This window comes from Rathayibacter sp. AY1C5 (assembly GCF_002931705.1).
GTDB lineage: Bacteria > Actinomycetota > Actinomycetes > Actinomycetales > Microbacteriaceae > Rathayibacter.
Window position 1 is genome coordinate 24,931 of record NZ_PSWD01000013.1, and the last position, 12,599, is coordinate 37,529.

The following is a 12,599-nucleotide window of genomic DNA, read 5'->3' on the forward strand; positions in this document are numbered from 1 at the left end:
CTCACGCCTGCAGGACCACCGCGCCGTAGTGGGTGCCGGCGCCCGTGCCCACCAGCAGCACCGACTCCCCCGGCTGCACGTCCGAGCGGTGCAGGGCCAGCGGGATCGCGCTGCCGATCGTGTTGCCGACCTCGCCGAGCGTGATCGTCATCCGGTCGCGGCCCCAGAGGCGGGCCATGCCCTCGAGCCCGGCGGCGCTGGTCTGGTGCGGGACCACCCGGTCGATGCCGGGGAGCCCTCTCGAAAGACCGGGCCGCACCTCCTCGAGGAACGCCGGGAAGTGCCGCAGCGCGTCGACGAGCAGCGCCTTGCCCTGCATGTCGAAGCGGAAGTCGGCGAGCCGGTCCTGCGCCTCCTCGATGCGGATCCGCGAGCCGAAGCCGCGCAGCTCCGCGTGGCGCACACCGCTCGGGCGGGTGCGGAAGTGCGTGGCGACCAGGCCCTGGCCCGGAGTCTCGGCGCGGCCGATCACGACGGCGGCGGCCGCGTCGCCGAAGAGCAGGGCGCTCTCGGGCTGGCCCGGGTCGATGCCGCGGCTGCCGCAGTCGGTCGAGACGATGAGCACGGTGTCGGCGCGACCCGTGGCGAGGAGGAATCCCGCCTCCTGCAGAGCGAAGAGGAACGACAGGCAGGTGGCGCCGACGCTGTACGCCGAGACGTCGTCGAGGCCGAGTCCCGCCGCGAGCAGTGCGCCTCCGTCCGGGATCGCCTGCAGCTGGGTCCCCGAGGCGTTGAGCACCACGTCGACCGTGTCGAGCCCGGCCGCCGCGAGCGCCCGACGGGCGGCGAGCAGGCCGAGCTCCAGCGGGTCCTCGTCGTCGGTGACCCAGTGGCGGGTGCGCACACCGGAGCGGCGCTCGGCCTCGTCGGCGGGCAGGCCGCAGAGCGCGGCGACCTCGGCGGTCGTGACGATCCGCTCGGGCAGCGCTTCGCCCGTGCCGAGGACGCGGAGCGGGAGGAGGTCGGGCACGCGGGCCCCTTCCTGCCCCGGGACGTGCGGAGCGAATCCCTGTATAGCGCGCCTCTGCACCTCCGCGCGCACTGTTCGGCGCGGTTTGACGGCACGGGCCCCCGCCGACACCATGGTCCCGGAGCGGGGGACGGATGGACGCGCGCGGTTTCTGGGTGGTCGTGCCCTTCCTCGACGAGGAGAAGCTGCTCGGCGGCGCCCTCGACGCGCTCGCCCGCCAGACCGATCCGGACTTCACCCTCCTGCTCGTCGACAACGGCAGCACCGACGGCTCGCGCGCCGTGATCGAGGAGTTCCGCCGCCGGTGCCCGGAGCGGCAGGTCGCCGTGATCGACGAGGCGCAGAAGGGCACGGGAGCCGCCTCCGACACCGGCTTCCGCCACGCGATCGCCGAGGGCGCGACGGCCGTCGCCCGCACGGACGCCGACTGCCTGCCGAGCGCCGACTGGGTGGCGCGCCTCAAGGCCGACCTCCGCGGCGGCGCCCGCTTCGTCGGCGGCCGCCTGTCCCCGCGGCGGGACGAAGCCGTCTACCGCTGGTACGACGGCGTGCTCGGCACCGCGCTGATCCGCCTGATGGAGCACGCGCCGGGCGTCTTCTACCGCCGCCGCGGCCAGCGGTACCGGATGTTCATGGCCGCCGGCTGCAACCTCGCGATCGATGCCGCGCTGTACCTCCAGGTCGACGGCTTCCCGCGCTCGAGCATCGACGACACCGACGAGGACCTGGAGCTGCACCTCAAGGTCTGCCAGGTGATCGGGCGGAGCGAGGCGCTGCTCGACAAGGACGCGGTCGTGCTGATGTCGATCCGGAAGGGCAAGGCGCTCGGGTACCTGGGGATCCTGCTCTGGTACTGGGGCCGCAAGCGCGGGCTGGAGGTCGTCGATGTCCGCTGAGCGCCGGCGCCGCGTGCTGATCACCGGGGCGACGGGCTTCCTCGGCGGCTACGCGGTGCGCGAGTTCCTGGCCGCGGGCGACGACGTGCTCGCCACCGGTCGCGCCCCCGAGGCGCTGGCGCGGCTGGAGGAGGAGGGCGCCACGGTCCTCCGCGCCGACCTCGCCGAGCTGGGCGCGACGGACGTCGAGGCCGACGTGCTCGTGCACGCCGCCGCTCTGTCGAGCCCGTGGGGCACGTGGAGCGAGTTCGAGCGCGCGAACGTCGCGGGGACGGAGGCGATGATCGCGCTGGCCGAGCGCTGCGGGGTCCGCCGCTTCGTCTTCGTCTCCTCGCCGAGCATCTACTCCGCCCGGCGCCACCAGTACCTGGTGCGGGAGGAGGAGGTCGACGCCGGCAGCCGGATGAGCCTCTACATCCGCAGCAAGATCGAGGCGGAGCGGCTGCTGCAGGAGGCGCACCGCGCCGGCCGGATCCCCGAGCTCGTGATCCTGCGCCCCCGCGGCCTGATCGGCGTCGGCGACCCCAGCCTCCTCCCCCGCTTCGTCGCCGCGAGCCGCCGCCGCGGCATCCCCCTCTTCGACGGCGGTCGGAACCCCGTCGACATCACCTGCGTCGAGAACGCCGCGCACGCGCTGGTGCTCGCCGCCGACGCTCCCGTGGCCGACGGCGGCGTCTACAACATCACCAACGGCGAGCCCGCTCCGCTCGGCGACCTCCTCGAGCGCTTCTTCGCCGCGATGGGCGAGGAGCCGCGCTTCATCCGGGTGGACCTGCGCGTGCTGACCGCGCTCGCCGAGATCCTGGAGCGGGTGTACCGGCTGCTGCCCGGCCGCGAGCCGCCGTTCACCCGCTACACCGTGGCGACCCTCGCCTACGCGCAGACCCTCGACATCTCGCGGGCGCGGACCGAGCTCGGCTACGAGCCGACCGTGCCGCTGGCCGAGGGCATCCGCCGGGTCGGCGAGCACCTGAGGAGGACGCGTGGCTGAGTCGTCGCTGCAGGTGATGGCGTGCGGGAGCACCGTCTTCCCGCTGTCCCGGGTGTTCCGCGGGAAGGGGCTCCCCCGCCGCGTCTTCCCCTCGAACGTCTTCCTCTACACGCACGCGAGCGGCCGACGGGTGCTCGTGGACACGGGCTACCCGCCGACGTTCCGCGGAACGGGCCTCGTCGGACGGCTGTACGAGCGCATCCTGCCCGCGACGGTGCCGGACGACGAGACCGTCGACCAGCGGCTGCTCGCCCTCGGCCTGACCCCGGCCGACGTGGAGTTCGTGGTGCTCACGCACCTGCACCCGGACCACGTGGGCGGCGTGCGCTGGTTCCCGGACGCGACGTTCGTGCTGTCGTCGGGCCAGGTCGCCTCCGTGCGGCGGAACCGCGTGCGCGAGGGGATCTTCCGCGCGCTGCTGCCGCCGTGGTTCGCGGCCGGGATCGTGGCGGACGAGCAGCCCGCGACGACGATCAAGGGGCTGACCGGATTCGACCTCTTCGGCGACGGATCGCTGCTCGTGGTGCCGCTCCCAGGCCATGCGCGCGGGCACCTGGGGGTGCTCGTCGAGGGGCGCGTGCTTGTGGCCGGCGACGCGGCGTGGGGGCGGGAGTTCCTCGGCTGGTCCGGGCGCCTGCGCCGGCTGCCGCGGTTCATCAGCGACGACGCGCGGGCGCACGAGCGGACGTCCGAGGTGCTCGAGCGTGTGGAGGCGGCGGGGGTGCGGCTGTGCTTCTCGCACGATGCGTATCCGGAGGGGGACGTGGGGCTGGGTGGCGCGGCACCCGTCGGCAGGAAGTCGCCGACCTGACGGCGGGACGGCTCGCGTCGTACCCTCTCGTCCATGACGGACTACGCCCGACCGGCAGTCGCGGACCGCATCTTCATCGGCGAGGACGGCCGACCCATCCCCTACGGCACTCGCTGGCAGGGTGAGTCGCCTCCGGACGAGAGCTACTCCGTCACGAGAGATCTCGAGCGTTTCCAGCCGCTGCACACCGTCGCGGACGCCCTGCTCGAGCACCTCGAGCGCACCTACGACGTCACGGTCGAGGACGACCCGGCCCTGGCCTCACGAGACGAAGCGGAGATCTCCTGGGCCGCCCGCGCCGTCCGCGTGACGCCGCGGTCGGTCGACGCCGCACCTCTGACGATCGTTTGGACCGTCTTCCCCGGCGTCCTCCTCCACGCCGGAGCACTGCACCGCTTCAACTACCCCGTCTGCGGCTGCGACGCCTGCGACGACGAGTGGACCGCCCTCGCGGGCGACCTCGAGCGCACCGTCTTCGACGTCGTCGCGGGCCGCTACGAGGAGAGCATCGCCGCCGGGAAGGACGGCATCATCGTCGGCTACCGCATCGGGAGCGGCAGTGAGCTCGGCTGGTCGAGCGGCTACAGCAACGACGTCGGGGGGCATCACAGGATCGGCCACGACGGGCAGCAGCTGACCGCGCCCTTCAGTCGAGTGTGGGAGGCCTGGCCGGAACGCTGACGCCGCGGCCGGCAGACTCTCGCGAGGTCATCGACCCTGTCCGAGGAGTGACGCGCCTGCCGCCTCGGGCCGCGAGATCTCGAGTTCCGATGCTCGACCAGCCTCTAGCGGTCGTCAGCGGGGCAGGTCCTCGTAGGGGACGCGGCGGCTCAGCCAGGCGAGCAGACCGGCGGCGAGCGCCGCGATCGCCGCAGGGATGAGCAGCAGCCAGAGGGCCGAGGTCACGGCGACGAGGACGAGCGCCGCCGCGGCGACGCCGGCGCCGATCGCGAAGTTCCAGCGCACGTCCGTCGCCACTCCGCCCTCCGGTCGCGCCCACAGCACGACGAGGGCCGTCGCGATCGGCCCGAGCAGCAGCCCCAGCACGAACCAGCGCCAGCGCGAGCGGCCCTTCTGCTCGGCCAGACCGGCGGTGACGATCGCGAGTCCGAACCAGATCCAACCGGAGTCCTGGGTGAGTGTCATGCGTGGAGCCTAGGGCGCGGGCAATATCACCCCGGCGAGGTCGCCGATCGGGCACGTGGGCCTGTCGCGCGCGTCTCCCGCCCAGCGGTCCACGGCACGGCCGCCGACCTCCGCCGCTACCCGGGCACCACCGCGAAGGCGACGCCGACGACGACGCACAGCACGAGAGCCACCGAGCCGAACCCGATCAGGAGGGCGGACGTCAGCGGACGGGTCTCGCGGAAGCTCATCGTTCCGGGGATCAGCTCGTTGATCTCGGCGGGGCTGAGCGTCTTCTCCGGGGCGGGCGGCGCCTCGATCTCCCGCCGACGAGCGGCTCCGGTCAGGCGCGCCCACACGCTCCGGCTACCGGTGTGCACGCCACGCGCCGCCGGCGAGAGCGGTGTCGTCACGGCGGCGACGACGGCCCGCAGATCCTCGAGCTCCCAGTCCGCCCCGCGGAGCCGCAGCGACCGGCTTCCATCCGACAAGAACAGGATGAGCGACGGCGGCAGATCGATCCCCTCACTGTTGGGGCCGGCGGGCACCCATGCGAGCAGCGCCTTCACCGACGGGTCGGCCCGCTCGAAGGTCACGACCCTGCCTCGAGCGTCCGTGCACTCGATCGCCCGGTCCGAGATCCGGAGCGACGCGGTGGCGAGGAACCGCCGGTTGCGGAGCGCCAGCACTCCGACGATCACCAGAGCCACCACGGTGGCGAAGCCGAACAGCCCGAGGTAGACGGCCAGCGCGGCACCGCGGTCGTCGGCGATCACGACTCCCCAGATGCTCCCCGCCAGCAGGACCAGCGCGGGGAGGACGGCGACGGGCCTCAGGCGTCGCGACTCGTTCCTCTGCCGGGCCCTCGAGGGCCGGAACTCGCGAACCGGCTCCGAGCGGTCCGTCCGTCGCCGCTCCATCAGGCGGACGCGACGGACGGAGAGCCAGTGCGGACGCGGTTCCGAAGAGGGTCGTCGAGACTGCGGCGCATGGCGTCAGGGTAGCGGTGGCGCTCCGTCGGGCCGCGCTCGCGACCGAGCCTTCGCGTGGTTCCGGCTTCGCGCGATCCACTTCGTGTCCTACCTCTTCTTCGACGCCCCTCGTCCAGTCGCCGGAGGGTGAGCGGACGCGGCGCGCCTGTCAGTCCGCGCGGGACGTCACCGCACGACAGGTCGGCCCCTCCCGAGGTGCTGCCGCCGGGCACGATCATCCGAGCGAGGGCTCGTCCGGATCGACAGACTGGGCTGGTGTCCTCACCGATGACGATCCGCGCCGTGCCGACCTCGGCCCGGCGTGAGGAGATGCACCTCAGGTTCCATCTCGCAGCGAGCAGACGAGTGCGGCCTCTCGCGGCCGTCCCCGGCGATCGGCCTCCTCAAGACCTTCCGTACCGGGCAGCGCGCTCGACGCACGCGGGACGCCGGGCGCGGCGGCAGCCCGCCGGGGGCCGAGCGCCCTGACGCGACTCCCGCGCCGCCGGCCACACGACGCCCCCACCCGACGCCCACGCACCCACTCCAGACAGGACCCGCCATGACCTCCTCCCTCTCCCACCCGGCGAGCCGCTGGGCTCTCGACCACATGCCCCTCACCGCGCAGGCCGTCCGGGAGCTCGCTCCGGTGCTCTCCGGGAAGAAGCTGGCGATCTGCCTCCACGTCGAGCCCAAGACCGCCGCCCTCGTGTCGCTCCTCGTCGAGGCCGGAATGGACATCGCTCTGACGGGCTCGCCCGGAACCACGAAGGACGACGTCGCCGACGACCTCCGCGCCCTCGGCGTGCACGTGCACACGCAGCAGAGCGACGGCGAGGCGGAGCACCTCCGCAACATCGAGGAGGTGCTCGAGCACGACCCCGACCTCACCCTCGACAACGGCGCCGACCTCACCCTCCGCCTGATCAATTCGGGCGTCCCGGACCACTACCTCGGCGGCACCGAGGAGACCACCACCGGCGGCATCCGCCTGCGGGAGAACAGCGCGACCCTCCCGCGACCGGTCATCGTCATCAACGACTCGCCCCTCAAGCTGATCGTCGAGAACGAGTACGGGGTCGGCCAGAGCGTCGTCCAGGGCTTCATGAACGCCACGAACCTCATGATCCCGGGCACCCGCGCCGCGGTCATCGGCTACGGCCCGTGCGGACGCGGAGTAGCCGACACCCTCGCGCAGCTCGGAGCGCGGGTCTCCGTCGCCGACGTCGACCCGATCCGCTCGCTGCAGGCGATCCTCCGCGGCCACCGTGTCGGACCCGTCGCCGACGTCCTCTCGGACGCGCAGTTCGTCTTCACCGCCACCGGCGCACCCGGCGTCATCGGCGCCGCGGAGATCGACGCGTTCGCCGACGGCGCCGTGATCGCGGGCGTCGGCCACTTCCCGTGGGAGATCGACGAGGACGCCCTCGCGGCCGCCACGGAGTCGACCACCGAGTTCGCCGACGGACAGCGCCGGCAGGGCATCAGCCTGAAGAACGGCAAGCGGATCGTCCGCCTCGAGAACGGCCGGATGATCAACCTCACCGCGGCCGGCGGCAACCCGATCCAGGCGATGGACCTCGGCCTGACCCTGCAGGCCCGGAGCCTCGCCGCCGTCGTCACCGCGGACCTCGACGCCGCCGTGCAGCCCGTCCCGGCCGACGTCGAGCACCGCATCGCGACCGACCTCGTCGCCCTCCTCAGCCGCTGAGGGGCGCCGGGTAGGAGGGGCTCGCCGGGCGCAGCGGGTCGGGATCGCGACCCGCTGCGCCGACGTCGGCGCGGTTGCCGGCAGCAGGAGCAGGCATCCGTGGCCGCTCCCGCGAGGCCGAATCAGCGGACCCGCCCGGCTCACGGGACCGTCACTCGCGGCCGAGCCAGTCCGTGATCGCGCCGACGACCTGGTCGAGGTGGGACTCGAGCAGGAAGTGCCCGCCGTCGACGAGCTCGATGCGCGCGCGGGGCGCGTCGCGGAGGAACGCCTGGGCGCCGGCGGGGGCGAAGATCTCGTCGTTCCGGCCCCAGACGGCGAGGACGGGGACTCCGGACTCGCGGATCCACGCATGCACGGCGGGGTAGAGCTCGCGGTTGGTGGCGTAGTCGCGGAAGAGCGCCAGCTGCACGTCGTCCTGGCCGGGGCGGGCGAGGAGCGCGAGGTCGTGCTCCCAGGCGTCCGGGTCGACGGTGCTGGAGTCGGGGACACCGTGGGTGTACTGCCACTCGACGGCCTTCCGGCCGAGAGCCGGCCGGAGTGCGTCGCGCGTCTCGTCGGTCCGCTCGGCGGCGTCGGCCCAGATCGGGTCCCAGAAGCCGGGCACGAAGCCCTCCTCGTAGGCGTTGCCGTTCTGCGAGATCACGGCGACGACCGCGGACGGATCGGCGAGGGCGAGGCGCCAGCCGACGGGGGCGCCGTAGTCCTGGGCGTAGATCGTGTACCGGGTCACCCCGATGGTCTCGAGGAAGCGGCCGGTCACCGCGGTCAGGGCGGCGAACGTGTAGTCGAAGTCCTCGACGGAGGGCGCGGACGAGCGTCCGAAGCCGATGTGGTCGGGGGCGATGACGCGGTAGTGCCCCGCGAGGGCGGGAAGGAGGTGGCGGAACATGTGCGAGCTGCTCGGGTACCCGTGCAGCAGCAGGAGGACGGGCGCGTCGACGGGCCCGGCCTCCCGCCAGAAGACGTCGAGTCCGTCGACGGACACGGTGCAGTGATGGACGACGACCATGGCTAACCTCTTCAAGTAGATTTACTGGTTAGTCGGACGCTAGCATGGATCGAACGGGCCGCACGGCGCGGGAGGACGGGGAACGATGGATCGGGACGAGGAGCTGCTCCTGGCGGTGCTGAACAGCGCGCCGGTGGTGGACGGACGGCCGACGGACGACCTCGGCGACGCGGCCGGTCGCGAGCTCGCCCGGCGGTGGGGCGGAGTCGGCACCGAGGACGAGCTCGAGCGGCTGCGCCGCGCCCGCGACGCGCTCCAGGCGGTCGTGCGGTCGGGCGCGCCCGCGGCCGTCGCGGAGCTCGCGGACCTGGTCGCGCGCGCCGTGCGCACCCCGCGCGTCACCGATGAGGGCGTCGTGTGGGAGCTGAGCGCTCCCGAACCGGATCGACTCGCGGTGCAGTCGGTTCTCGCCTGGTCCGCTGTGAACACCCGGTTCCCCGGGCGGCTCCGCGCCTGCGCGAACGACGAGTGCAACCTCTTCCTCCTCGACCGCAGCCGCCCCGGCACCGCCAAGTGGTGCTCGATGGCGACGTGCGGCAACCGGATGAAGGCCCGCGCGCACGCGAGCCGGTCGCGGGACTGAGCGCGGCCGGGAGGCGCAGCGGCAGAAGGCTACGCGGCGCGCAGCCGGGCCGTCGATGCGGACGCCTGCGCTCGAGCCCGTTGCAGGGCGTCCTCGCGTCCGGCCGCGTCGAGGCGGGCGGGACCGTAGGTGACCACCGGGGGCAGGACGTCGTAGCCGACGAACTCGAGCATCCCGCGATGGATGTGGAAGAGGAACGACTGCAGGTCGCCGTAGCCGTCGGCGGCGCCGGGCGCGAAGGCCGCCTCGCCGCCGCCCGTCGTCAGCAGGAGCATCGCGCTCCTGCCGCGCAGGCCGCCCTCGGCGAAGACGCCGTGCTCGCCTCCGAACGTCGCGCCCATCACGAAGACCCGGTCGATCCAGCCCTTCATGATCGCCGGCATCGAGAACCACCACAGGGGGAACGAGAGCACCAGGAGATCCGCCTGCAGCAGCTCGTCGAGATCGCTCGCGACGGGCTCCCCGAGCGTCTTCTCGAGGACCGCGGTCATCTGCTGCGCCTGCGGCTTGAAGTAGCCGGAGCCGGACGCGAACTGGTCGCGGTGCAGCACCGGGTCCCGGCCCTCGGCGTACAGGTCGAGCCGGCGCACCTCCATGCCGTCGGCCCTCAGCTGCTCGAGGACCGCGTCCGCCTGCGCCGAGGAGAAGGACCGCTCCTCGGGATGGGCGTGGACGAGCAGAGCGCGGCGAGCGGGAGCGGCCTCGGAAGCATCGGTCATGCCGCCGATCATATCGACGATTCGCGATATGTCGCTAGATCGAGGCTCCGAGGCGCTTCAGGAGCCCGTCGACGTCGGCGTCGCTCCTCCGGTAGTGGGTGTACTTCCCGACGCGCGTCGAGCGGACGAGGCCCGCGCGCTCCAGGGATCCCATGTACGACGAGATGGTCGACTGCGCGAGACCGCTCTTCGCGGCGAGATGCGTGACGCAGACCCCGAACTCGGCGCGGTCGGCGATCGGCTCGAACTCGCTGAACGACGCCTCGGGAGAGCGGAGCCACTCCATGATCTGCAGTCGCGTGGGATTGCCCAGCGCCTTCAGCACCTCGACCAGTCCCGTGTCCACCGCGCCATTCTCCTCCGCTCGCCGTCCGGGCGCCTCCGCGCCGGAATCACCCTCCGCCCGGACGCACCCCGCTCACGGCAGCAGGATCACCTTGCCGTCGAGCGTTCGGGACTCGGCGAGCTCCATCGCCTCGACGATCCCGGTGAGCGGGAAGCGGGCGGCGATGTTGGCCGTCAGCGAGCCGTCGGCGAGGAGTCCGAGCACGCGGCCGAGGTCCTCCTCGAGCCGCGCACGGAAGCGCGCGGGGCGCATCGAGTGGCCCGCCCAGAGGTCGTAGAAGACCGCGCGCCGGCCGTTGGGGGCCAGCTGGTAGGCCTGGATCCGCGCGAGCTGGCGGAGGAACGGGGGCCAGATGCTCCCGGTGCTCGCGCTGACGATCGCGTACGCGACGAGGGTGCCGCCGGGCGCGAGCAGCGACCACGCCAGCCGGGTCGTCGCTCCGCCGACGTTGTCGAAGACGGCCTGCACTCCGCCGGGAGCGAGCTCGCGCACGCGAGCGGCGAGGTCGGGATCGGCGTAGTCGACGGGCTCCACTCCGGCCGCTCGGAGGGCCTCGTGGTGGCGGGGCGAGGCGGCGCCGATCACGCGGATCCCCTCGAGGCGGGCGAGGCGGTGCACGAGGCCGCCGACTCCGCCGTTCGCGCCGAACAGGAGGATCGTGTCGCCGCGGGAGACCCGGGCCGAGCGGTGCAGCATCTGCCACGCCGTCACTCCGTTGACCACGACGGCCTCGGCGTCCTCGGACGCGACTCCGTCGGGGACGAGAACGCAGTCGCGGGCGGCGACGCGGGCGTGACCCGTCCAACCGCCGGTCTTGGTGAGGGCGGCGACCCGGCGGCCCTCGAGCGACGCGTCGCCGCCGGGGCCGACCGCGAGGACCCGGCCGACGAGGTCGTAGCCGGGCGTGAAGGGGAACGGCGGCTGGGCGAAGTAGCGGCCGCGGCGCATCGACTGCTCGGCGAACGAGATGCCGGTGGCCTCGACGGCGACGAGCAGCTCGCCGGCCGCGGGCGGCTCGACCGGCGCCTGCTCGAGGAGAAGTCCGGACGGCTCGACGATCCCGGGGAGGACGACGCGGGTGGTGGTGCGGGGAAGGGTGGTGGACATGAGGGGCTCCTGGAGGTTGTGGTGAGTGACTGGACAGTCACATCGGCGGGCATGAGGAAGAGGGTGGCGAAGAGGAGGAGGGGAGAAAGAAGAGGAGCAGACGGGAGGACCGCGGACTCAGTCGCGGTGCCGGATGCCGTCGGAGACGATGCGGGCCCACTCGGAGTCGACGCCGCCGAGGTCGGCCTGCACGATCAGGTGGCAGAGCTGCCCGTAGGCGACGAAGCGCTGCACGGCCGGGCCGTCGGCTCCGGAGACGACGGTGACCGTTCGGACGACCGCGGAGATCCCGCGGCGCACCGCCTCGCGGATCTCGGGGACCTCGCACGCGCTCTGCGCCTGCGACTGCAGCATGATCAGGTCACGGTCGGCGATCAGGTCGATGTAGGCGACGGTCATCGCCTCGAGCCGGTCGGCCGGGTCCGAGGAGGGCGAGGCCTCCCCCGCCGCCGCGAGCGTGGACGCCACCTGCTCGTAGCAGCGGTCGACCGCTGCGACGAAGACGCCGAGCTTGCCGGGGAACAGTCGGAAGACGTAGGCGGGCGAGACGCCGGCCTCGGCGGCGACCTCGGTGATCGGGGTCGCGGCGTATCCGGTGCGCGCGAACACGTGGAGCGCCGCCGCGGTGATCCGCTCGCGCTGCGCCTCGGCGGTGGAGCGGGAGGAGGGGGAAGGCATGTGACTGATCGAACACTTACTTCGCTCGCCTGTCAAGAGCGCTGCCGGACGAGTCGACACGCGGGCCGGATCAGGAGCCCCGACGACTCCGTCAGCAGTACCGACGCAGGCCTGCCGGCCAGGAGGGGCGCGCGCCGCTCCGGAGCTCGAGCGCGCCTCCTCCGCCCTGCCGAAAATGGTTCGGCTACCGTCCGTGGCGGGCCGAGTTCCTCGGTCCGCCACCCGAGGAGGGATTGCCCATGCACGATTCGACCGAGGCTGCCGTCGTCAAGAGGGTCCTGGAGGACGAGATCCTCGAGAACTACGCCTCCGTGGTGGACGTGGTCCGGACCTGGATCGAGAGCCCGAACAGCGTCTGCATCGTCTACCGGCGCCGTCTCGACGGCGACCATCTGATCGGTCAGCGCTTCCGCTTCCCACCGCACGCCGCGAACGACGATCCCGTCTCGACGGGAGTCGATGCGGCGCTGAACACGGCCGAGCCCCTCGGCGCGCCCTTGGAACGCGCGCGGCTCGCGGACGGGGTCTTCTGGTTCGCGATACCGCCGACCGACGCACTGCCCGCCATCCCCGACGGGCCGTCAGCACCGAGCCGGGACTGAGCGACGGCGGCGAGCTCGACCGGGCATCCCCTACCCCGCACCGTAGTCGCATCCTCGGGGACTCGGCAGTGGACACC

Annotated in this window: 15 protein-coding genes; 7 read left to right on the forward strand and 8 right to left on the reverse strand. The window is 72.9% G+C overall.

The features are described from left to right. Window position 1 precedes the first annotated feature (1 nt). Window positions 2-970 (reverse strand): 3-oxoacyl-ACP synthase III family protein, encoded by a 969-nt coding sequence (locus C5C57_RS10700; protein ID WP_219815107.1) that lies wholly within the window; start codon window positions 968-970, stop codon window positions 2-4. Between the two features lie 134 nt (window positions 971-1,104). Here C5C57_RS10700 and C5C57_RS10705 point away from each other — a divergent pair, with 134 nt between their 5' ends. From C5C57_RS10705 to C5C57_RS10720, 4 genes are read left to right on the forward strand one after another with little or no spacing between them, the layout of a single operon-like run. Further along, a complete protein-coding gene (locus C5C57_RS10705; protein ID WP_104248079.1) occupies window positions 1,105-1,866 on the forward strand; it encodes a glycosyltransferase family A protein in 762 nt (253 codons plus the stop codon). Next, the gene (locus tag C5C57_RS10710) at window positions 1,856-2,857 is read left to right on the forward strand and encodes an NAD(P)-dependent oxidoreductase (RefSeq protein ID WP_104248080.1); all 1,002 of its coding nucleotides are present in this window, start codon (window positions 1,856-1,858) and stop codon (window positions 2,855-2,857) included. The genes C5C57_RS10705 and C5C57_RS10710 overlap by 11 nt, the downstream gene beginning before the upstream one ends. Then, on the forward strand, window positions 2,850-3,668 hold the full coding sequence (locus tag C5C57_RS10715) for an MBL fold metallo-hydrolase (protein ID WP_104248081.1): 819 nt from the start codon (window positions 2,850-2,852) through the stop codon (window positions 3,666-3,668). The genes C5C57_RS10710 and C5C57_RS10715 overlap by 8 nt, the downstream gene beginning before the upstream one ends. A 33-nt stretch (window positions 3,669-3,701) precedes the next feature. Further along, window positions 3,702-4,349 (forward strand): DUF6226 family protein, encoded by a 648-nt coding sequence (locus tag C5C57_RS10720; RefSeq protein ID WP_104248082.1) that lies wholly within the window; start codon window positions 3,702-3,704, stop codon window positions 4,347-4,349. 114 nt (window positions 4,350-4,463) lie between these two features. Here the strand turns inward: C5C57_RS10720 and C5C57_RS10725 are convergent, their stop codons facing one another. Beyond that, a complete protein-coding gene (locus C5C57_RS10725) occupies window positions 4,464-4,814 on the reverse strand; it encodes a hypothetical protein (RefSeq protein ID WP_104224914.1) in 351 nt (116 codons plus the stop codon). A 116-nt stretch (window positions 4,815-4,930) separates the two neighbouring features. Continuing rightward, a complete protein-coding gene (locus C5C57_RS10730; protein ID WP_104248083.1) occupies window positions 4,931-5,713 on the reverse strand; it encodes a hypothetical protein in 783 nt (260 codons plus the stop codon). A 613-nt stretch (window positions 5,714-6,326) separates the two neighbouring features. On the opposite strand from C5C57_RS10730, the gene C5C57_RS10735 reads away from it, so the two are divergent. Next, window positions 6,327-7,475: an adenosylhomocysteinase gene (locus C5C57_RS10735; RefSeq protein WP_104248084.1), complete on the forward strand. Its 1,149-nt coding sequence runs from the start codon at window positions 6,327-6,329 to the stop codon at window positions 7,473-7,475. A 151-nt stretch (window positions 7,476-7,626) separates the two neighbouring features. Here C5C57_RS10735 and C5C57_RS10740 read toward each other — a convergent pair whose 3' ends face one another. Beyond that, complete coding sequence (locus tag C5C57_RS10740) at window positions 7,627-8,487, reverse strand: alpha/beta fold hydrolase (RefSeq protein WP_104248085.1); 861 nt, start codon at window positions 8,485-8,487, stop codon at window positions 7,627-7,629. 85 nt (window positions 8,488-8,572) lie between these two features. On the opposite strand from C5C57_RS10740, the gene C5C57_RS10745 reads away from it, so the two are divergent. After that, window positions 8,573-9,070, forward strand: coding sequence for a CGNR zinc finger domain-containing protein (locus C5C57_RS10745; protein WP_104248086.1), 498 nt, complete (start codon window positions 8,573-8,575; stop codon window positions 9,068-9,070). 29 nt (window positions 9,071-9,099) lie between these two features. On the opposite strand, the gene C5C57_RS10750 is transcribed toward C5C57_RS10745, so the two are convergent. From C5C57_RS10750 to C5C57_RS10765, 4 genes are all read right to left on the reverse strand, one after another. After that, complete coding sequence (locus tag C5C57_RS10750; protein WP_104248092.1) at window positions 9,100-9,789, reverse strand: NAD(P)H-dependent oxidoreductase; 690 nt, start codon at window positions 9,787-9,789, stop codon at window positions 9,100-9,102. Between the two features lie 34 nt (window positions 9,790-9,823). Continuing rightward, window positions 9,824-10,135, reverse strand: coding sequence for a helix-turn-helix transcriptional regulator (locus C5C57_RS10755; protein WP_244230566.1), 312 nt, complete (start codon window positions 10,133-10,135; stop codon window positions 9,824-9,826). 72 nt (window positions 10,136-10,207) lie between these two features. Beyond that, window positions 10,208-11,242: a medium chain dehydrogenase/reductase family protein gene (locus C5C57_RS10760; RefSeq protein WP_104248087.1), complete on the reverse strand. Its 1,035-nt coding sequence runs from the start codon at window positions 11,240-11,242 to the stop codon at window positions 10,208-10,210. 117 nt (window positions 11,243-11,359) lie between these two features. Next, window positions 11,360-11,920, reverse strand: a complete 561-nt coding sequence (locus C5C57_RS10765; RefSeq protein ID WP_104248088.1) for a TetR/AcrR family transcriptional regulator — start codon at window positions 11,918-11,920, stop codon at window positions 11,360-11,362. Between the two features lie 239 nt (window positions 11,921-12,159). On the opposite strand from C5C57_RS10765, the gene C5C57_RS10770 reads away from it, so the two are divergent. Next, a complete protein-coding gene (locus C5C57_RS10770) occupies window positions 12,160-12,522 on the forward strand; it encodes a hypothetical protein (RefSeq protein WP_104224922.1) in 363 nt (120 codons plus the stop codon). The last annotated feature ends 77 nt before the right edge of the window (window positions 12,523-12,599 follow it).

What these genes read in the sequence shown, in the direction of transcription:
- C5C57_RS10705 (WP_104248079.1), top strand. Translation starts at nt 1,105, where the DNA reads ATGGACGCGCGCGGTTTCTGGGTGGTCGTGCCCTTCCTCGACGAGGAG.
- C5C57_RS10710 (WP_104248080.1), top strand. Translation starts at nt 1,856, where the DNA reads ATGTCCGCTGAGCGCCGGCGCCGCGTGCTGATCACCGGGGCGACGGGC.
- C5C57_RS10720 (WP_104248082.1), top strand. Translation starts at nt 3,702, where the DNA reads ATGACGGACTACGCCCGACCGGCAGTCGCGGACCGCATCTTCATCGGC.
- C5C57_RS10725 (WP_104224914.1), bottom strand. Translation starts at nt 4,814, where the DNA reads ATGACACTCACCCAGGACTCCGGTTGGATCTGGTTCGGACTCGCGATC.
- C5C57_RS10730 (WP_104248083.1), bottom strand. Translation starts at nt 5,713, where the DNA reads ATGGAGCGGCGACGGACGGACCGCTCGGAGCCGGTTCGCGAGTTCCGG.
- C5C57_RS10735 (WP_104248084.1), top strand. Translation starts at nt 6,327, where the DNA reads ATGACCTCCTCCCTCTCCCACCCGGCGAGCCGCTGGGCTCTCGACCAC.
- C5C57_RS10740 (WP_104248085.1), bottom strand. Translation starts at nt 8,487, where the DNA reads ATGGTCGTCGTCCATCACTGCACCGTGTCCGTCGACGGACTCGACGTC.
- C5C57_RS10745 (WP_104248086.1), top strand. Translation starts at nt 8,573, where the DNA reads ATGGATCGGGACGAGGAGCTGCTCCTGGCGGTGCTGAACAGCGCGCCG.
- C5C57_RS10750 (WP_104248092.1), bottom strand. Translation starts at nt 9,789, where the DNA reads ATGACCGATGCTTCCGAGGCCGCTCCCGCTCGCCGCGCTCTGCTCGTC.
- C5C57_RS10760 (WP_104248087.1), bottom strand. Translation starts at nt 11,242, where the DNA reads ATGTCCACCACCCTTCCCCGCACCACCACCCGCGTCGTCCTCCCCGGG.
- C5C57_RS10765 (WP_104248088.1), bottom strand. Translation starts at nt 11,920, where the DNA reads ATGCCTTCCCCCTCCTCCCGCTCCACCGCCGAGGCGCAGCGCGAGCGG.
- C5C57_RS10770 (WP_104224922.1), top strand. Translation starts at nt 12,160, where the DNA reads ATGCACGATTCGACCGAGGCTGCCGTCGTCAAGAGGGTCCTGGAGGAC.